Here is a 19,106-nt window from a genome sequence, read left to right on the forward strand (position 1 = left end):
CAACATCTTGGTGAACGACGGACGTCGTCGTCGGTTGGATGGGGTGAGGGATGCCGATGGAGCCGAGAATCGCCGTCGCGGTGGTGACCATGGGGAACAGGCCCGCCGAAGTCGACGCACTGCTGGAGTCGGTGGCCAAGCAGGACCTCGCCCCCGCCCGCATCGTGATCGTCGGCAACGGCTGCCGGCTGCCCGAGTTCGCCCACCGTCTGTCGTTGCCCGGCGAGGTCACCCTCATCGAGGAGGACGAGAATCTCGGCTGCCCCGGCGGGCGCAACGTCGCCCTCGCCCGGCTCCGCGAGTTCGGTGACGTCGACGTCGTGGTGGAGCTCGACGACGACGGACTGCTCGTCGACGCCGACGTGCTGCGTCGCGTACGCGACCTGTACGCCGCAGACCCGCGTCTGGGCATCGTCGGCTTCCGTATCGCCGACGAGCACGGTGAGACGCAGCGGCGGCACGTGCCGCGGGCCGGGGCCTCCGACCCGATGCGGGGCGGGTACGTGACCGGGTTCCTCGGCGGCGGTCACGCCCTGAGCATGGCGATGCTGGCGGAGACCGGTGACTGGCCCGCCGCCTTCTTCTTCGCGCACGAGGAGACCGATCTGGCCTGGCGGGCCACCGACGCGGGCTGGCGCATCCTCTACGCACCCGAACTGCTGCTCCAGCACCCGAAGACCTCGCCCGCCCGGCACGCCATCTACCACCGGGTGACGGCCCGCAACCGGGTGTGGCTGGTCCGGCGCAATCTGCCGCTGCCGCTCATCCCCGTCCACCTGGGGGTGTGGGTACTCGTCACGCTGCTGCGGACCCGGTCGCTCGGTGGACTGCGCGCCTGGTTCGGCGGCTTCGCGGAGGGGCTGCGCGAGCCGGCCGGGGAACGCCGGCCCATGCGCTGGCGGACGGTGTGGCGGCTGACCCGGCTGGGGCGCCCGCCGGTCATCTGAGAACAGGACCGGCGACGGGACGAGGGCCCCGATCGTTCACCTCCGACGACCGAGGCCCCTCACGTCCCCGGATCCGGCCGCGGCGGCGACACTCCCCCGAGTTTCGCGTCCATGACGCGTGCACCGTCGGGGCCAGATCCGATGTAATGATCACATCAGGCCTGGCCAACGGATCGCTAACATATGGCCAACGGTCTCCTTCGTTGCCGCCGCTCCACTGGCCAGAACTTGCCGGGCGGCACCGGAGAACAGCCGGAACCTCAGCGGATTCCGGCGAAGACCGGCAGAGACCAGGTGGCGGGATACCGCCGTGAAGGGGCGAAAACCCGCCAGTCACGGCAGGGTTCCGCCGGAGGGCGCGGTCGGACACGGCGCGCGGGAAGGCAGTGGGCGGCGTGATGCGGTGCGCGCTGCGGTTCGGACTGCTGGGTCCGCCGGTTCTGTACGACATGGGGGAGTCCTACGAGGGTGAGGCCGGCGCGGCTCGCGCTCCCGAGGCCGTCGCCCGTGCCGGAGTACGTACCGTCGGCAGTCCCAAGGTGCGGACCCTGCTGGCCGCGCTGCTGCTCGAAGCCGGCCGGGTCGTCCCGGTCGAGTCGCTGAAGGACACCCTGTGGGGTGGCGCGCCGCCCGCCTCCGCGCAGGCCTCGCTGCACAACCACGTGACCCGACTGCGCCGGCTGCTCGACGACCCGGACCGGCTGCGCGCCGTGCCGCCCGGGTATCTGCTGCGCGTCGAGCAGGGCGAGTTGGACGTCCACGTGTTCGAGCGGCATGTCGCCGCGGCGCGCGGTGCCCATGCTGCCGGAAACTGGGAGCGGGTCGTGCGCGAGTGCGTGGCCGCGCTCGCGCTGTGGCGGGGCACGCCGTTGAGCGGACTGCCGTCCGAGGTGGGCGGGTACGCGTTCGTCCAGCGGCTCCGGGAGGCGCGGCTGCTCCTGCTGGAGTGGCGCTACGACGCCGAGCTTGCCCTGGGCGGCCCCCGACTCGGCGCCTTGGTACCGGAGCTGGCCGCGCTGGCCGCCGAGTATCCGCTGCGGGAGACGTACCACCGCCAGCTGATGCTCGCCCTGCACCGCACCGGCCGCCAGGCCGAGGCCCTCGCCGTCCACCGCGACCTGCGCACCCGCCTCGTCGACGAACTCGGCGTCGAACCGGGCCGGGGCGTGCGCGAGGCACATGTGGAGGTGCTGAGGGGGGTGCCGGGCGTGCCGGGTGTGCCGGATACATCGGGCGCGCGGGGCGGCATGTCGGGCGTGCCAGGTGCGCCGGGTGTGCCGGGTGCGCCGGAGGAGACCGGTGACCTCCCGGGCGACCGTGCCGTGTCAGGCGCCCGCGACGCCGACGGCGATGAGCCCGCCCCGTCCCTGGCGGCCCCCGCCCCCTCTGCCGCTCCTCCGGCCACCACCCCGTCCGCGGTCGCCCAACACATACCTCGCCCCGCCCAACTCCCGCCCGCGCCCGCGTACTTCACCGGCCGTTCCGACGTCCTGGACGCCCTGCGCCGGACCCTGGCCGCCGACTCTCCCGACAGCGACAGCGACAGCGACAGCGACAGCGGTGGCGGTGGCGGTGGCGGTGGCAAAGGCGGCGGTGGCGAAGGCGGTCCCGTCCGCCTCGCCGTCGTCAGCGGTATGGCCGGCGTCGGCAAGAGCGCCCTCGCGCTGCACGTCGCGCACGGTCTGCGGGAACGTTTCCCCGATGGCCAGCTGTACCTCAACCTGCACGGCGCCACCCCGGGCATGACCCCCCTCACCCCCGCCCAGGCCCTCGCCGCCCTGCTGCGCGACCTCGGTGCCGAACCCCGCCGCATCCCGGAACACCCGGACGCCGCCGCCGCGTTGCTGCGCTCCCTGCTCGCGCCGACGCGCACGCTGATGGTGCTGGACGACGCCGCGCACGCCGCGCAGGTACGGCCGCTGCTGCCGGCCGGTTCCGGTTGCGCGGTGATCGTCACCAGCCGTTCCCCGCTGACCGCCCTCGACGGTGCCCACCGCTTCCCGCTCGCGCCGCTGTCGGACGAGGACAGCGCGGCGCTGCTGCGCGCCGTCTCCGGCCGTGACGCCCTCGATGCCGCTCACCCCCTCGTCGAACTCACCGGCCGTCTCCCGCTCGCCCTGCGCGTCGTCGCCGCCCGCCTCGCCGCGCGCCGCGCCCTCACGCCGGACGTGCTGGCCGGTCAACTGGCCGCCACGGAAGGGCGGTTGCACCATCTTGAGTACGACGACCTGAGTGTCCGCCGCTCCCTCGCCGTCGCCCACGACGCGCTCGCCGCCTCCGAGCGCGAGGCCGACCGGGACGCGGCCCTCGCCCTGCGCCGCATCGGCGCCCTCGACCTGCCGGCGTACGGCGCACCCCTGCTCGCCCGACTCACCGGCACCGACGAGCGCCGCGCCGAGGCCGCCCTCGACCGACTCGTCGACGTGGCCCTCCTGGAGGAGACGGCGTACGGCCGCTACACCCCCCACGACCTGGTCCGCGACTTCGCCCGCGAGCTCGCCGACACGGAGGCCGGCCACGGCATCGACGACGACACCGACGCCACCGGCACCGCCCTCCGCTGGTACGCCGCCGTCGCCGAACGTGTCCTCACCGCGATCGTCGAGCCCGGCCCCGACCAGGACGACCGCCGCCGCCCGACCGCCTCCCGGCTGCCCCAGCACCCGGCACAGACCGTGCCGCCCTTCGGCAGTCCCGAGGAGGCCTTCGCCTGGGGCGAGCTGGAACTGGAGAACATCGTCACGCTGGCGGAGCGTCACGAACGCCACGCCAGGAAAGCGGGGGACCGAGGTGCCGCTCCCGGCGCCTCCGCTGCCCGCAGTGCTTCCATTGCCCCAGGTGCCCCAAATGCCCTCGAGGGCCTGGGGAACCTGGGGAGTCCGGGGACCCTGGGGAACGACCCCCACGCCGCCCACATCTCCAGCCTCCTCCGTCTCTTCTTCCCCTACGTCCAGCGCAGCGGCCGGGTCGCCGAGATGGAGGTGCTCGGACGGGCAGCGCTCGCCATGGCACGTCGGCTCGGGGACGAGGCGGCCGAGGCCTACGCGCTGGGCGACCTCGCCGCCCTGCACTTTTTGACCGGCCGCCAGAAGGACGCCCTCGCCCTCAACGACCGTGCCCTGACGATCTGGCGCCGGCTGGAGCGGCTCTCCCGGATCCGGCGCTGCCTCAACAACCGCGGGCTGCTCCTCGAAGGGCTCGGGCGCTACGAGGAGTCCGGCGAGGCGCTGCTGCAGAGCCTGGAGTACTCGCGGCAGCTGAACGACCCGCACGGCGAGGCCGTCACCCACAGCCACCTCGGCAACCTGTACGAGCACACCGACCCCCGGGCCGCGATCGAGCAGCACCGGCGCTCCCTCGCCCTCGGGGACCAGATCGGCGCCTTCATCGTGCAGCACTCCGCGCACTGCAACATCGGCTACGCCCATCTGACCCTCGGCGAACCGGTCGCCGCCCTGCCGCACTTCGAGGAGAGCCTGCGCATCCTCGGCGGCCACGGCGACTGGCACGGTGAGTCCCAGACCCGGCTCGGCCTGGTGCGCACCCTGCGGCTGCTCGGCCACGCCGAACACGCCACCCGCGAGTGCGCCGAGCTGCTGCGCCGCGCGGACGCCCGCGCCGACGGCTACACGGGCGGGCTCGCCCGACACCAGCACGGACTCCTGCTGCACGAGCAGGGGCGCGTCGAGGAGGCGTACGAGGAGTGGCGTGCGGCCCTCGCGGCGCTGGACGGAACGGACGAGAAGGAGGTCGTGGCGCAGCTCGGGGAACTGCTCGCCGCGACCCGCTGACTCAGCACCTCTCGTTCAGCACCGCACATCAGCACCGCACATCAGCACCGCTCATTCAGCCGCCTCACTTCGCGTCCGCATAGCACTCCACCACCGCCGTGGTGAACGGAAACCGCACCGGCGTCTGGCCGAACGTCAGTCGCCCCGCCAGGTCCGCCGCCTCCCGGATCGCCGCGACGACCGTGTCGGCCTCCTCCTGCGGGCAGTGCACGATCACCTCGTCGTGCTGGAAGAAGACGAGCTCGGCCGCCAGGCCGGCACAGGTCCGCCGCAGCGCGGCGAGCAGCAGCAGGGCCCAGTCGGCCGCGCTGCCCTGGACGACGAAGTTACGGGCGAAGCGGCCGCGGGCGCGGGCGTTGCTGGAGGCGTAACCAGGCATCCATCCCTGCTCCGTGGGCTGCTCGGCCGGATCGTCCTGGGGGATGCCCCCCTCCTCCGTCCCGTCGTCGCCCGCCCCGGCCGCAGGCGGACAGGTGCGCCCCAGCCATGTCCGCACCAGCCGCCCCTCCTCCCCGGCCCGCGCCGCCTCGTCGACGTACGCCACCGCCTTGGGGAAGCGGCGTCTGAGGGCGGCGAGGTTCTTCAGGCCGTCGCCGGAGGTCTGGCCGTAGACCGCGCCGAGCACGGCGAGTTTGGCCTGGGCGCGGTCGCCGGAGAAGGCGCGGTCGGAGACGGACTGGTACAGGTCGCTCTCCCGGCCGGCCACCTCCATCAGACCGGGGTCACGGGAGATCGCGGCGAGCACCCGCGGCTCCATCTGGTCGGCGTCCGCGACGACGAGCCGCCAGCCGGGCTCGGCGACGACGGCACGTCGGATGACCTTGGGGATCTGCAACGCGCCCCCGCCGTTGGTCACCCAGCGCCCGGTGACCGTCCCGCCCGCGATGAACTCCGGCCGGAAGCGCCCGTCCCGCACCCAGTCCTGGAGCCAGGACCAGCCGTGCGCGACCCAGATCCGGTACAGCTTCTTGTACTCGATCAGGGGCTTCGTCGCCGGGTGGTCGAGGGACTCGATCTCCCAGCGGCGGGTCGACCTGATCTTGATCCCGGCCTGGGCGAAGGCCTTCACCACGTCGGCGGGCAGGTCGGGCCGCACCCGGCGGCCGAACGCGGCCGACACCTCGTCCGCGAGCTCGGCCAGACGCCGCGGCTCACCACCGCCGGTGTACCGCTCGCCGAGCAGTTCGTGCAGCACCTCGCGGTGCACGTCCGCGCTCCACGGCAGGCCCGCGCGGTTCATCTCGGCGGCCACCAGCATCCCCGCCGACTCGGTGGCCGTCAGCAGCCGCAGCCGGTCGGGGTGGGCGGACCGGTCGTGCCGCCGCAGCTGCTCGGCGTAGACCTCGACGAGGTCCGTCAGCGGCAGGCCGCGGCTGCCCCGTGGCTCGAACAGCGGGGACTGCGCGCCGGGTTCGGCGGACCGCTGGGGCGGATCGGGCGGCACCGGGCCGCCGCGCAGCCGGGCGAGGGCGGCGGCCGCCGACCGGGGTTCGCCGTAACGACCCTCGTGGCCGAGGAGGAGTGTCTCGGCGTCCTCGATGTCGTAACACCGCTCTACTCGCACCCCCGCGGCGAGCAGACGCGGATAGACCTCGGCGGTGGAGCGCCACACCCAGCGCGTGACGTCCGGTCGGCGGCGCACGGCCTCGGCGAGATCCGGCTCCCGCCGTACCGGCCCGGCAGGCAGCCCGTCCGGACCGAGGGGGGCGAGCTCCGCGCCACCGTCCTCGGCCGGAGTGAGCGCCCACCGGTCGGCCATGCTGCGAGTGTGGCAGGGGGGTCTGACAACGGGTCTTCGGCAAGGAGCGTCAGCCGCGTCGGACGCCCTGGCTGCCTCAGCTCTCCTCGCCGAACTTCACCGTCACCTTGGCGAGCGCCGCGGCGATGTTCGCCTCCGCCGCCGGCTTGGTGATGTCCAGGCCCGACAGCACCCCCTCGCCGTTCTCGAACTCCAGCAGGGCGAGCAGGATGTGCTCGGTGCCGACGTAGTTGTGGCCGAGGCGCAGGGCCTCGCGGAACGTGAGCTCCAGGACCTTCTTGGCGTCGGAGCCGTAGGGCACCAGCTCCGGGGCCTCCTCGGCGGCGGGCGGCAGCGCGGCGGTGGCGGCCTGGCGTACGGCGTCGAGGGGGACGCCCTGCGCGGTGATCGCCTTGGCGGCCAGGCCCTCCGGTTCGGCCAGCAGGCCGAGGACCAGGTGCTCGGGGCGGCCCTCGGCGTTGCGGGCGGCGATGGCCTCGTTGTGGGCGGCCATCACCGTGTTGCGGGCGCGGGGTGTGTAGCGGCTGAAGTCCTGGTTCGCGCCCAGGTCCGTGCCCTCCTTCGGCACGAACCGCTTCTGCGCCGCCTGCCGGGTGACCCCCATGCTCTTGCCGATGTCGGTCCAGGAGGCGCCGGAGCGGCGGGCCTGGTCCACGAAGTGGCCGATCAGGTGATCGGCCACTTCGCCGAGGTGATCGGCGGCGATCACCGCGTCCTGGAGCTGGTCGAGGGGTTGGGCGTGGACCTTCTTGATGGCCGCGATGAGGTCGTCGAGACGTACGGATGACGTGATGGTCGGGTTCGTCGTCATGTGACAACCGTAGGTTGACAGTGCGTGGGTGTCAACCATCGGTTGACAGTTTGCGTCGTCTACTTCGGCGAGGCCGCCAACCGCAGCGCCAACCCCGTGAAGACCGTCCCGCTGAAGACGTTGAGCCCACGCGCGACCCGTCGGCTGCGGAGCAGCAGCGCGGAGAGCTTCCCGGAGAGCAGGCCGATCGAGCCGTCGACCGCGAAGCCCATCACCACGATGGTGAGCCCCAGAACCATGAGCTGCCCGGGCACATGCCCGAGCCCCGGGTTCACGAACTGGGGCAGGAAGGCGATGCTGAAAAGGATGACCTTGGGGTTGAGCAGGTTGGTCACGGCCCCCTGCCAGAAGGCGCGCCGCATCCCCGGACCGGCCGGCGCGCCCTCCTCGCCCGGCACGGAACGGTCCCGGAACGCCTTCACGGCCAGGTACAGCAGATAGGCCGCGCCCGCCCAGCGCAGCACGTGGTACAGCGTCGGCAGGGCCGTGAACAGCGCCGACAGGCCGAGCGCCGCGGCCACCGAGTGCACGAGCATCGCGCAGGCCACCCCGAAGGCGGCCATCACCCCGGCCGCGGGGCCGCCCCGCCCGCCCATCGCCACGATGAACATCATGTCGGGGCCGGGAGTGACGCAGAGCGCGAAGGCGGCGACGAGGAACGCCGCGTACAAGGATGTGTCCACCATGACAGCCATGCTCGACCCCGCCCCGGACCCCGGCGACCGAATTCCGGGCGCTGAGACGTGGGCGGGGCCGGGAGCCCCGCGGCCGCGTGGCACGATCAACGGGTGAGCAGTACGACCAGCACCGTCGAGCGCGCCTTCCAGGCCGCCCTCTACGACGCCACCGACACCACCCTCGACACCGGCGCCTCGCTCCTCGCGTCCGACCCGGCGTCCGACGCCGAACTCGACCGCCGAGGGCGGGAGTTCGTGGCGACGGCCTGGCGGCGCGGCTGGCAGCCCGCCGACGTCGTACGCCTGGTGCGGCGCGACCTGGACGACGTACACCTGAGCCTCGTATCGGCGCTGATCCGCGCGCAGGCGCCCGACGACGGTCCGCGCGGCCCCCGCTGGGCGGCGCAGCTGGACGAGCTGACCGCCGAGGCGCCACCCCGCACCGACCGTTTCTCGCACGCCACCGCCCTCCTGGAGCTGTACCGCCTGCTGCTGCGACTGCCCACGCTGGAACCCCTGGCGGAGCCCGCGCGGCGGCAGCCCGGGACCGGCTCCGGCTCCGGTTCGGACTCCCGCATGCTCGGGCGGATCCGCGCGCTGCTCGCCAAGGCGGAGGCGACCGGGTTCCCGGAGGAGGCGGAGGCGCTGAGCGCCAAGGCGCAGGAGCTCATGGCCCGGCACAGCGTCGACGAGGCGCTGCTCGCCGCCCGGGCCCCGGCCCCCGACGCCCCCGGCGCCTGCCGGATCGGGGTCGAGCCGCCGTACGAGCAGGCCAAGGCGGTACTGCTGGACGCGGTCTCGGCCGCGAACCACTGCCAGGCCGTGTGGAACGAACCCCTCGGCTTCTCCACGGTCGTCGGCTTCGAGGCCGACCTGGAGGCCGTGGAGCTCCTCTACACCTCGCTGCTCGTGCAGGCCACGACGGCCATGACCAAGGCGGAAGCGGCCCAGCGCGCGGGCGGCCGCAAGCGCACCAAGGCCTTCCGGCAGTCGTTCCTCGCCGCGTACGCCCACCGCATCGGCAGCCGCCTCGCGGCAGCCGCCGAGACCCAGGTGACCGACGACCTGCTCCCCGTCCTCGCCTCCCGCGAGGTCGCGGTCACGGCCGCTACGGACCGCATGTTCCCGGAGACGGTCACGACCCGCCTGCGCGGGGTGAGCGACGAGGCGGGCTGGACGGAGGGTGCCGAGGCGGCGGACCGGGCCCAGGTGCGATCCCGGCCCCGGCTGCCCTGACCTCCGGTCAGTCGCCCGCCTGCTGGAAGGCGCTCACCGAGGCGTCCGGCTCGTCCGTGCCGTCCTTCAGCGCGACGTCGCCGTACGACCACTCGAAGCTGTGGGTCGCGGAGGCGCCGGGCAGGCCGAACTTCACGGTCTTCACCGCGAGGCTCTTGGCGCCGCCCGCCTCGCCACGTACGTAGGTGATCGTGAAGGAGGCGGTCGCGTCCTTGGCGAGGGTCAGCTTCTGCGCCTGCGCGGCCTCGTCCTGCGGGACGGTGGCGGAGGTGCTGCCGGCGGAGAGGCCGACGGCCGGGAAGCCGTCCAGAGTGCATTCGGAGCCGGTGTTGGTGATCGTGACGGAGACGTTGCCGGTGTCCCCGGCGGCCGGGGCGGCGTTGACGGGCCCGACCTCCACGCCGACCCCGTCGATCTTGCAGGCGGTGCTGCTGGTCTTGCCGGCGGTGGTCTTCTCGTCGGTGGTGTCCCCGCCGCTGTCGCAGGCGGAGAGGAGGAGGGCCGCGGTGAGAGCGGCGACGGTGATCGGCATGACGCGCATGATGTGGTCCCCTGAGATCGTGACGGTGCTCATGGATCATCACGCATGAACGGCCGTCCCGTTGCACGCCCCCGGGGTGATCCTCGCCCCGTCAGGACCCGAGGCTCGCCGTGGGCAGCCCGGAGGGCAGTCGGCCGCCCTCCGACCTGGTGTACGTCTCCGTGCCGAGATCGCCCTCCCAGGTGACCTTCAGCGTCGTCCTGTCGACGGAGTCGACCATGCCCGTCGCCCGGTCCTTGCTGCCGTCCGTGCACTTGAGGTGGATCATCTCCATCCCGGCCTCCTCGCCCGCGGTCCCGCTGCACACGGTCCCGCCCGTGGCGAAGAGCCCGGCCTGGTTGCCGGTGATCACCAGCGCCACCGCATGCCCGTCGGTCGTGGCGAGCCAGCTGCCCTTCAGACCGGCGGACGCCGCCGTCGCCCCGCCGGTGGCGCCCCCGGTGTCCGCGGGCGTGGTCGCGGTCGCCGTCGAGCCGGGGCTCGCCGAGGACTCGTCCTCGGAGCCGCCGCCGCTGCACGCGCTCAGCGCGAGCACACCCGCCAGCCCCGTACCCACGGCCGCGAGCCGGACCCACCGGCGCGACACCTTGCGCGCCGCGCCGGGCGAAGGACGCGAGAAGGTCGCCGAAGTCACTGGAAGCTCCCAAGCAGTAGCCGGCCGGCCCGCGGACCGGAAGGACCGCAGCAAGCTACCAGGATGGGCCGGACGGACAGTGGGGGCGTCGGCACGGGCCTGCCGCACGGAGTCACGGGCGGCGGCGAGCGCCTTCCGGGTGGCCCGGCCGACGGCGCGCGACCTCGGCGGCGGGCCGCGGCGGGAGCTGCGAAGACCCGGCCGGAACGGCCCGGGCCCGGTCCGCCCGGGATCGTGGTTTTTCAGCCCCGGTCCCGGGCGGAGCCGTAGCGTCCGTGGCCGAAACCGCGGCCGGAACGGCGTGACAGCCGCCGGCGGCCACCCCCGGCCCCGCACGCCGACGTACCGGCCGGGCCCCATCCGTACGGGCGGTTGCGGTGCGACCGCCCGAACGGCGTCCGCGAACTGCTCGACCGCGGCTCCGACGAAGTACGTATTCGAACGCCGCACCGAATCCGATGCCAGGTCCCGCACCCGGACAGGCCCCCTGGTCATCCGCGTGGACCAGGACTTCCCGCCCCCGCCCGCCCAGGCCTGCGTCGAGGCCCTCCGGTCCGGGTGTCGTAGAAGCGGAACGCCGCGCCTACGCCAGAGAACGGATGCTGTCCGTCCGCCGGACCGACACCGATCCGTCATCCTGCCCATCGGACGATCACGTGGACGATGGAACACAAGGGGACCGCCGCGCGTCTGTTCCTAGTGCACGCGCGAATGCCCTGCGGTCTTCGGGGCAGACGCTGGAGCGACTCCGGTAAAGGGGTCGGCCAAGCTGTAATCGCGGGACCACCCCGCGTGCACGTGCATCTGCCCATGCATCTGCACATGAACAGAGCTATGATCCGGGTCAGTTGACCACTGCACCTATGGCCACATCAGCCAGTGCACCACCGGGGAGCGAGCTGTGGACCACGACGTTGACGGGGGGTACGACGTGTACAACGGCATGGCGGCCACACAGTTGAGCGGGGTGGCCTGGCAGAAGAGCCGGCACAGCAACTCGCAGGGTTCCTGCGTGGAGTTCGCCCGGCTGCCGGGCGGTGACGTGGCCGTACGGAACTCGCGCTTTCCCGACGGTCCCGCGCTCGTCTACACACGGGCCGAGATAGAGGCGATGCTCCTGGGCATCAAGGACGGCGAGTTCGACCATCTGATAGCCGGCTGACGCACTGCGGGCCGACGTCGGCGGCGGTCGGTGTTCGACATATCGTGACGCGCGTAGAACCGCGGCGCCGGAAAGCGCCGCGGTTCGTCATTCGGCGAGGGGTGGCAGATGGAACAGTGCCCAGACCACCTTGCCGTTGAGCGTGCCCGCCAGGGGGTGCCAGCCCCAGCTGTCACTGAAGGAGTCGACCAGGAACAGGCCGCGGCCCGACTCCGCCGAGAAGTCGTCCGTCTCGCGCGCCACGGGGCTGTCGTGGCTGGGGTCGCGCACCGCGCACACCAGCCGCTCGGTCCAGCGCATCAGGTGCAGCCGCACGGGCGGGTGCTGCTCCGGGTCGCGCGCGCTGCCGTTCGGCAGCGCATGGCGCAGGGCGTTGGTGACCAGTTCGGAGACGACCAGGCAGACGTCGTCGAAGCGCTCGCCCATGTCCCACTGGTCGAGGGTTCTCCGAGTGAACCGTCTGGCCTCGCGCACCGCTTCGTAGCGGGCGGGCAGGGCGCAGGAGGCGGCACTGGACACGGCCGCGGGATCCAGCGGCGGAAGGCCCTGCCGTAACGGCTCGAGCATGGTCGATCCATTCGTCCCCATGCGAGGCACTCCCGGGAATTCGCGGTCGTTGCGATGCAGCGGTGGCGCGGGACCATGGTTTCGGATGCGCAGAGCAGATGCAAGGGCAGATGCACGTGCACGTGACCGAATTGGACGCTCCCGTACCGCTTCTTGGCCATTTTTTCCGCCATCTTCTCGCCTTCTCTTGCTACGCCTTTGCGCTCTCCCTGCTCCTTCCTGTGCGCATCCTTTGACTTCTTTCCGTCTCTGTAATCGGACGAGTACTGCTCGGAGTGTTTTAGTGGCAGACTTCGGCCCCTGGAGACGTTGGGGAGGCTGGCGAACGTGAGCGCGGGAGAGCCAGGATCGGTGGTGCGGCGCATGCTGCTCGGCTCGCAACTCAGGCGACTGCGCGAGGCGCGCGGGATCACCCGCGAGGCGGCGGGGTACTCCATCCGTGCTTCCGAGTCGAAGATCAGCCGGATGGAGTTGGGCCGGGTGAGCTTCAAGACGCGGGACGTCGAGGACCTGCTGACGCTGTACGGCATCACCGACGAGGCGGAACGCAACTCGCTCGTCGCCCTCGCCCGGGAGGCCAATGTCGCCGGCTGGTGGCACAGCTACTCGGACGTGCTGCCCAGCTGGTTCCCCACCTATGTGGGCCTGGAGGGCGCCGCCTCCGCGATCCGCGCCTACGAGGTGCAGTTCGTGCACGGCCTGCTCCAGACCGAGGCGTACGCCCGCGCGGTCGTGCAGCGCGGTATGAAGGGCGCGAGCGAGGCCGACATCGAGCGGCGCGTGACGCTGCGCCTGGAACGGCAGAAGTACCTCTTCTCCGAGACCGCACCCGACTTCCACATCGTCCTGGACGAGGCCGCCCTGCGCCGCCCCTACGGCGACCGCGAGGTGATGCGCGACCAGCTCCAGCACCTCATCGAGATCTCCGAACGCCCCAACCTGCGGCTGCAGATCATGCCGTTCGGCTTCGGCGGCCACTCCGGTGAGTCCGGCGCCTTCACGATCCTCAGCTTCCCCGAGTCGGACCTGTCGGACGTCGTCTACCTGGAGCAGCTCACCAGCGCGCTGTACCTGGACAAGCGCGAGGACGTCGCCCAGTACGAACAGGCACTGAAGGAACTCCAGCAGGACAGCCCCGGCCCGGACGAGAGCCGGGACCTGCTTCGGGGGCTTTTGCAGCTGTCGTAGGGATAACCCTCGACATTGCTGTGAGGTTCTTGCGCAAAGCGCTCTCACACCCCCAACTCGCATGATTCACACGTACGATGACGTGTGATCAGACCAACAGTCGATCGGGGGTTGACCGGGTGTCCGCCTCGACTGCTTCGGCGGCAAGGGGATTGAGGGATCACATGTCGTCCTGCTTCACCGAACTGGCCCTGCAGTACATCGACGGCGAGTGGCGCCCGGGTACCGGCTCCTGGGACATCATCGACTTCAATCCGTACGACGGCGAGAAGCTGGCCTCGATCACGATAGCCACCATCGACGAGGTCGATCAGGCCTATCGGGCGGCCGCGCGGGCCCAGAGAGCGTGGGCCGACGTCAATCCCTACGCCCGCCGGGACATCTTCGACCGCGCGCTGCGGCTGGTCGAGGAGCGCGAGCAGGAGATCACCGAGGCGATCATCGCCGAGCTCGGCGGCACCCATGTGAAGGCCCGCTTCGAGCTCCACCTCGCCAAGGAGTTCCTGCGCGAGGCGGCCCAGCTGGCGCTGCGCTCCGAAGGCCGGCTGCTGCCCTCGCCGGTCGAAGGCAAGGAGAACCGCCTCTATCGCGTCCCGGTCGGCGTCGTGGGCGTCATCAGCCCCTTCAACTTCCCCTTCCTGCTGTCCATCAAGCCCGTCGCCGCCGCCCTCGCCCTCGGCAACGCCGTCGTCCTCAAGCCGCATCAGGACACCCCCGTCGTCGGCGGCACCCTGATCGCGAAGATCTTCGAGGACGCGGGCCTGCCGGCCGGTCTGCTGAACGTCGTCCTCACGGACATCGCCGAGATCGGCGACGCCTTCATCGAGCACCCGGTACCGAAGGTCATCTCCTTCACCGGCTCCGACAAGGTCGGCCGCCACATCGCCACCGTCTGCGCCGCCCAGCTCAAGCGCACGGTCCTCGAACTGGGCGGGAACAGCGCCCTGGTGGTGCTCGACGACGCCGACATCGACTACGCGGTCGACGCGGCCGTCTTCAGCCGTTACGTCGACCAGGGCCAGGTCTGCATGGCCGCGAACCGCGTGCTGGTGGACCGGTCGGTCGTGGCGGAGTTCACCGAGAAGTTCGTCGCCAAGGTGCGCACCCTGAAGACCGGCGACCCGAGCGACCCGCAGACGGTCATCGGGCCGGTCATCAACTCCCTCCAGGCGAACGCCATTTCCGCCGCCGTCGACCAGGCCGTCGCCGAGGGCGCCACGGTCCTCGTGCGCGGCGCGACGACCGACAACCTGGTGGAGCCCTCCGTCCTCACGGACGTCCCCGCCGACTCCTCGCTCCTGCACAAGGAGCTCTTCGGCCCCGTCGCCCTCCTCGTCCCCTTCGACGGCGAGCAGGAGGCCATCCGCATCGTCAACGACACGCCCTACGGCCTGAGCGGCGCCGTCCACACGGCGGACGTGGAGCGGGGGGTCGCCTTCGCCAAGCAGGTCGACACCGGCATGTTCCACGTGAACGACGGCACCATCCACGACGAGCCGCTCGTCCCCTTCGGCGGCGAGAAGCACTCCGGAATCGGCCGCCTGAACGGCGAGACCACACTGGACGCCTTCACCACGCTGAAGTGGATCTCGGTACAGCACGGGCAGAGCTCGTTCCCGTTCTAGTGGTTTCCCCGCAGCCGGGCCGTTGAGGACAGAAGCTGACCGCAATGACCCGTAGCTTCGTCGGTGTCAGGCGGGGACGTCCCCTGCCGAACCCGACGAAAGGCAGCCGATCATGGTCACTCATGTGCGAGCCGAGGCGCTGGGCGACGAGCGCGGAGCACTGCTCTCCTTCCTGGCGGAGCAGCGCGGCGGCATCCGGCGGGCGGTGCTCGGACTGACGGAGGAGCAGGCGAGCTCCCGCCCCAGCGCGAGCGAACTGTCCCTGTCCGGCCTGCTCAAGCATGTCGCCGAGGTCGAGCAGGGCTGGATCGCCCGGGCCAAGGGCGAGCCGCCGGCGGTGAAGCGTGACGAGTCCAACTGGCACGAGTGTTTCGTGCTCCTCGACGACGAGACCGTGGCCTCGCAGCTCGCGTACTGGGAGCAGGTCGCCGTCGAGACGGAGGAGTTCCTCCGCGGCGTCCCGAGCCTCGACGACACCTTCCCCCTCCCGAACGACCCGTGGTTCCCGCCGGAGGGACGGGTCTCCATGCGCTGGGTGGCCCTGCATCTGATCCGCGAGACGGCCCGGCACGCCGGCCACGCCGACATCATCCGGGAGTCGCTGGACGGGAAGACGGCGTTCGAGCTGGTGGCGCTGGAACAGGCGGGCTGAGACCGCCGGGACCAGGGCAATAACCTGGGTCCCATGTCAGCGATCCGTCTCCTCGTGCTGGGCGCCGTCCGCCAGCACGGGCGGGCCCACGGCTACCAGGTGCGCAACGACCTGGAGTACTGGGGCGCGCACGAGTGGTCCAACGCCAAGCCCGGCTCGATCTACCACGCGCTGAAACAGATGGCGAAACAGGGACTGCTGCACGCGCACGAGGTCGCGCCGTCCACCGCGGGCGGTCCGCCCCGCACCGAGTACGAGATCACCGGCAAGGGCACCGAGGAGTACCTCAGGCTGCTCCGGGAATCCCTGACCGCCTACGACCAGAAGATGGACATCCAGTCGGCGGCCATCGGCTTCCTCGTCGACCTGCCGAGGGACGAGGCGGTGGCCCTGCTGAAGGAGCGGATCCGGCGGATCGAGGCCTGGCGGGCCGACGTCACCGAGCACTACATCCCCGAGGACGGCCCCGGGCAGCTCGGCCACATCGGCGAGATCATGAACCTCTGGGTCCACACGGCGGACTCCGACGCCGCCTGGACCCGGGGTCTCATCGAGCGGCTCGAGGCCGGCGCGTACACCTTCGCCGGTGAGGGCGAACCGTTCGTCGGCGTCCTGTCCGAGGGCGAGGAGAACCCGTATGCGACGGGGGGCCGGCATCCGGAGGACGCGCGCTGAGCGCAGTGCGCCGGTCGGGTCCTAGTGGTGGAACCCGGTCGCCGCCTCCTTGTCCCGCGTCAGCGGATGCGGCTGCCGGCGCAGCTCCGGCAGCAGCCTGCTCAGGTCCTCCAGGAACAGGTCGGCCAGGTCGACCGAGAAGCCGTTGCGGCAGACGACGCGGAGGACCGCGAGGTCCTCACGGTTCGGCGGGAAGGTGTACGCGGGCACCAGCCAGCCGTGCTCGCGCAGCCGCCGGGAGACGTCGAACACGTCGTACGACGTCACGTCGTCGGCGGTCGTGAAGGCGAAGACCGGCAGCTCGTCGCCCCGGGTGAGGAGCCGGAAGTCGCCGAGCTCCGCCACGCGCGCGGACAGGCCCGTGGCCACGTCCCGGGTGGTCTGCTGCACGGCCCGGTAGCCGTCGCGGCCCAGCCGCAGGAACGTGTAGTACTGCGCGACGACCTGGGCGCCGGGCCGGGAGAAGTTGAGGGCGAAGGTCGGCATGTCGCCGCCCAGGTAGTTGACGCGGAAGACGAGTTCCTCGGGGAGGGACTCCTTGTCGCGCCACAGCGCCCAGCCGACCCCCGGGTAGACCAGCCCGTACTTGTGCCCCGAGGTGTTGATCGAGGCCACGCGCGGCAGGCGGAAGTCCCACACCAGGTCCTCGTCGAGGAAGGGCGCGATCATCGCGCCGGACGCGCCGTCGACGTGCACCGGGATGTCGAGCCCGGTGCGCTCCTGGAGGGCGTCGAGGGCGGCGCAGAGGTCCGCGATCGGCTCGTAGGAGCCGTCGAAGGTGGAGCCGAGGATGCCGACGACCCCGATGGTGTTCTCGTCGCACAGCTCGGCCGCGGCCTGCGGATCGAGGTGGTACCGGTCGCCCTCCATGGGGACCAGCCGGGCCTCCACCTCCCAGAAGTTGCAGAACTTTTCCCAGCAGACCTGGATGTTGACGCCCATGACGAGGTTCGGGCGGGCCCCCGGATACCGGTCCGGGTTCCGCTGCGCCCAGCGCCGCTTGAGCGCCATTCCGGCGAGCATGCACGCCTCGCTCGACCCCGTCGTCGAACAGCCGACGGCCGTCGACGGGTCGGGCGCGTGCCACAGGTCGGCGAGCATCGCCACGCAGCGCCGCTCCAGCTCGGCGGTGCGCGGGTACTCGTCCTTGTCGATCATGTTCTTGTCCCGGCACTCGCCCATCAGCATCCCGGCCTGCGGCTCCATCCACGTGGTGACGAACGTGGCGAGGTTCAGCCGGGAGTTGCCGTCCAGCATCAGCTCGTCGTGCACGACCTGGTACGCCGTCGTCGGAGGCAGGGGCGCGTCCGGGAGCCGGTGCCGGGGCGGGTTCTCGGTCATGTCGACGACCGGATTCGCCTCCCCGAAGAAGGGGTTCACGGAGACGGTGCGTTCCTCGTGCTTCTCGGGACCTTTGTGGAGGGCCATCGGGATTCTCCTCGGATGGGATCAGCGGACAGGGGTTCCGTCGTGGTGCAGCTGCATCTGCGGCCGCCCGGTCACCAGCAGCCAGGCCGACAGCGAGGCGATGGAGAGGAGGGCGAGGATCACCGGCGAGGCGACGAGTACCGCGGCGGTGAACAGGCTCACCCAGCCCTGCCGGGTGATGGCCAGGAGCATGCCCAGCACGCCCGACGCCACCCCGAGCGCCGGCGACACCGCGGGCACGAGGGCGTGGGCGCACAGGCCGAGGGCGGTGCCTACGAAGACGGCCGGGAAGATGCGCCCGCCCCGGAAGCCGCAGGACGCGGCGACGAGCAGCGCGGCCAGCTTCACCACCGTCATCGTGGCGAACTGCCCCGCCGTCCAGCCCTCGGGATCGCTCGCCAGCTCCCCGAGCTCGTCGAGCCCCTTGAACAGCGTCAGATGACCGCCCAGCGCCCCCAGCGCCCCCAGGACGACTCCGCCGGCCGGGAGCATCAGCATCGGGTGCCGCAGCCGCCGGAAGGCGCCGTGGACGTACGGGAAGCCGTAGACGGCGCACATGCCGAGCAGCGCGGCCACGGAGGCGACCACGAGCGCCGCCAGCACGTCGCCCCAGCCCGGCCGGCCGAGCGGGGGCAGATGGAGGTCGAAGGTCGGACGGGCCATGACGGTGGTCGTGATGGCGCCGGCCGCGGCCGCGAGCAGCGGCGCGAACAGGTTGTCCCACAGCAGCCCCTGCGCCGGGCGCCCGGCCAGCGCCTCGGAGATGACCAGCGCCGCCGCCACCGGCGTACCGAACAGCGCACCGATCGTCGCCGCCTCCGCCAGCAGCCCCCACAGCTCTCCGGGCCGCCGGGGGAGGGCCCTGCGGCCCAGCCAGACCGCCAGGCCGACGTTCACGGCGATGATCGGGTTCTCCGGTCCGAGGCTCGGCCCGCCGGCCAGCATCAGCGCGGTCGCCAGCAGCAGGCCCGGCAGCACCACGGGCGGCAGCACGGGTGCGCTCAGCCCCATGGTGGCGGGGTCGGGCCCGGCGTGCCCGGGCACCTTCCACACCACCAGCCCGACCGCGATGCCCGTCGCGATGAGCATGACGAACATCCACAGCACGGAGTAGCGACCGATCCCCAGCGCGTCCGGCAGGTCGTTCCACAGCACGTGCTGGAGCTTCTCCGCCACCACGCTCACCCCGACGAAGACCAGACTCGCCACCACACCCACGACGAGAGCGGGCAGGATCAACGGCAGCAGCGCGCGTGCGGGGGCCGCCGGGGTGGTGGGTTCCTGCCGCGCGGTGTCCTGAGCCACGGGCTCACCATAAGCGGACGAAACGGACACAACATCCTGGGTGGGGGGATCGGGCTTGCACCTCACGCAACGTGAGGGTTCAGCGTGGAGTGCGACCGAGAAGGGAGC

At 71.8% G+C, this 19,106-nt stretch carries 16 protein-coding genes; 8 read left to right on the forward strand and 8 right to left on the reverse strand.

Annotation, left to right across the window (positions count from 1 at the left end):
* Window positions 1–56 precede the first annotated feature (56 nt).
* Together ACFY16_RS13115 and ACFY16_RS13120 are read left to right on the forward strand one after the other, a co-directional pair.
* Window positions 57–947: a glycosyltransferase family 2 protein gene (locus ACFY16_RS13115; RefSeq protein WP_390647156.1), complete on the forward strand. Its 891-nt coding sequence runs from the start codon at window positions 57–59 to the stop codon at window positions 945–947.
* 398 nt (window positions 948–1,345) lie between these two features.
* Window positions 1,346–4,738 (forward strand): BTAD domain-containing putative transcriptional regulator, encoded by a 3,393-nt coding sequence (locus ACFY16_RS13120; RefSeq protein ID WP_390647259.1) that lies wholly within the window; start codon window positions 1,346–1,348, stop codon window positions 4,736–4,738.
* Window positions 4,739–4,802: 64 nt separating this feature from the next.
* On the opposite strand, the gene ACFY16_RS13125 is transcribed toward ACFY16_RS13120, so the two are convergent.
* From ACFY16_RS13125 to ACFY16_RS13135, 3 genes are all read right to left on the reverse strand, one after another.
* Window positions 4,803–6,497 (reverse strand): bifunctional 3'-5' exonuclease/DNA polymerase, encoded by a 1,695-nt coding sequence (locus ACFY16_RS13125; RefSeq protein WP_390647157.1) that lies wholly within the window; start codon window positions 6,495–6,497, stop codon window positions 4,803–4,805.
* 76 nt (window positions 6,498–6,573) lie between these two features.
* Window positions 6,574–7,308: a Clp protease N-terminal domain-containing protein gene (locus ACFY16_RS13130; RefSeq protein ID WP_390647158.1), complete on the reverse strand. Its 735-nt coding sequence runs from the start codon at window positions 7,306–7,308 to the stop codon at window positions 6,574–6,576.
* Between the two features lie 59 nt (window positions 7,309–7,367).
* Complete coding sequence (locus ACFY16_RS13135) at window positions 7,368–7,994, reverse strand: LysE family translocator (RefSeq protein WP_390647159.1); 627 nt, start codon at window positions 7,992–7,994, stop codon at window positions 7,368–7,370.
* Between the two features lie 102 nt (window positions 7,995–8,096).
* Here ACFY16_RS13135 and ACFY16_RS13140 point away from each other — a divergent pair, with 102 nt between their 5' ends.
* Window positions 8,097–9,221 carry a DUF2786 domain-containing protein gene (locus tag ACFY16_RS13140; RefSeq protein WP_390647160.1) on the forward strand — a complete coding sequence of 375 codons (1,125 nt, stop codon included), beginning with the start codon at window positions 8,097–8,099 and terminating at the stop codon, window positions 9,219–9,221.
* A 7-nt stretch (window positions 9,222–9,228) separates the two neighbouring features.
* Here the strand turns inward: ACFY16_RS13140 and ACFY16_RS13145 are convergent, their stop codons facing one another.
* Both ACFY16_RS13145 and ACFY16_RS13150 read right to left on the reverse strand, forming a co-directional pair.
* Window positions 9,229–9,762: a DUF4232 domain-containing protein gene (locus ACFY16_RS13145; protein WP_390647260.1), complete on the reverse strand. Its 534-nt coding sequence runs from the start codon at window positions 9,760–9,762 to the stop codon at window positions 9,229–9,231.
* Between the two features lie 91 nt (window positions 9,763–9,853).
* A complete protein-coding gene (locus tag ACFY16_RS13150) occupies window positions 9,854–10,396 on the reverse strand; it encodes a hypothetical protein (RefSeq protein WP_390647161.1) in 543 nt (180 codons plus the stop codon).
* Window positions 10,397–11,297: 901 nt separating this feature from the next.
* Here ACFY16_RS13150 and ACFY16_RS13155 point away from each other — a divergent pair.
* The gene (locus ACFY16_RS13155) at window positions 11,298–11,558 is read left to right on the forward strand and encodes a DUF397 domain-containing protein (RefSeq protein ID WP_390647162.1); all 261 of its coding nucleotides are present in this window, start codon (window positions 11,298–11,300) and stop codon (window positions 11,556–11,558) included.
* Window positions 11,559–11,645: 87 nt separating this feature from the next.
* Here ACFY16_RS13155 and ACFY16_RS13160 read toward each other — a convergent pair whose 3' ends face one another.
* Window positions 11,646–12,146 carry an ATP-binding protein gene (locus ACFY16_RS13160; RefSeq protein ID WP_390647163.1) on the reverse strand — a complete coding sequence of 167 codons (501 nt, stop codon included), beginning with the start codon at window positions 12,144–12,146 and terminating at the stop codon, window positions 11,646–11,648.
* Window positions 12,147–12,488: 342 nt separating this feature from the next.
* Between ACFY16_RS13160 and ACFY16_RS13165 the strand changes: the two genes are divergently transcribed.
* The 4 genes from ACFY16_RS13165 to ACFY16_RS13180 all read left to right on the forward strand — a co-directional run bounded on the left by ACFY16_RS13165 (window position 12,489) and on the right by ACFY16_RS13180 (window position 16,265).
* Window positions 12,489–13,313 (forward strand): helix-turn-helix domain-containing protein, encoded by an 825-nt coding sequence (locus tag ACFY16_RS13165; RefSeq protein WP_390647261.1) that lies wholly within the window; start codon window positions 12,489–12,491, stop codon window positions 13,311–13,313.
* A 164-nt stretch (window positions 13,314–13,477) separates the two neighbouring features.
* Window positions 13,478–14,938 carry an aldehyde dehydrogenase family protein gene (locus ACFY16_RS13170; RefSeq protein WP_390647164.1) on the forward strand — a complete coding sequence of 487 codons (1,461 nt, stop codon included), beginning with the start codon at window positions 13,478–13,480 and terminating at the stop codon, window positions 14,936–14,938.
* A 112-nt stretch (window positions 14,939–15,050) separates the two neighbouring features.
* Window positions 15,051–15,590 carry a DinB family protein gene (locus ACFY16_RS13175; protein ID WP_390647165.1) on the forward strand — a complete coding sequence of 180 codons (540 nt, stop codon included), beginning with the start codon at window positions 15,051–15,053 and terminating at the stop codon, window positions 15,588–15,590.
* 33 nt (window positions 15,591–15,623) lie between these two features.
* Window positions 15,624–16,265 (forward strand): PadR family transcriptional regulator, encoded by a 642-nt coding sequence (locus tag ACFY16_RS13180; RefSeq protein ID WP_390647166.1) that lies wholly within the window; start codon window positions 15,624–15,626, stop codon window positions 16,263–16,265.
* A 21-nt stretch (window positions 16,266–16,286) separates the two neighbouring features.
* Here ACFY16_RS13180 and ACFY16_RS13185 read toward each other — a convergent pair whose 3' ends face one another.
* Both ACFY16_RS13185 and ACFY16_RS13190 read right to left on the reverse strand, forming a co-directional pair.
* On the reverse strand, window positions 16,287–17,693 hold the full coding sequence (locus ACFY16_RS13185; protein ID WP_390647167.1) for a glutamate decarboxylase: 1,407 nt from the start codon (window positions 17,691–17,693) through the stop codon (window positions 16,287–16,289).
* Window positions 17,694–17,714: 21 nt separating this feature from the next.
* On the reverse strand, window positions 17,715–18,998 hold the full coding sequence (locus tag ACFY16_RS13190; protein WP_390647168.1) for an ion channel protein: 1,284 nt from the start codon (window positions 18,996–18,998) through the stop codon (window positions 17,715–17,717).
* Between the last annotated feature and the right edge of the window lie 108 nt (window positions 18,999–19,106).

Source organism: Streptomyces sp. NPDC001315 (assembly GCF_042896175.1).
GTDB lineage: Bacteria > Actinomycetota > Actinomycetes > Streptomycetales > Streptomycetaceae > Streptomyces.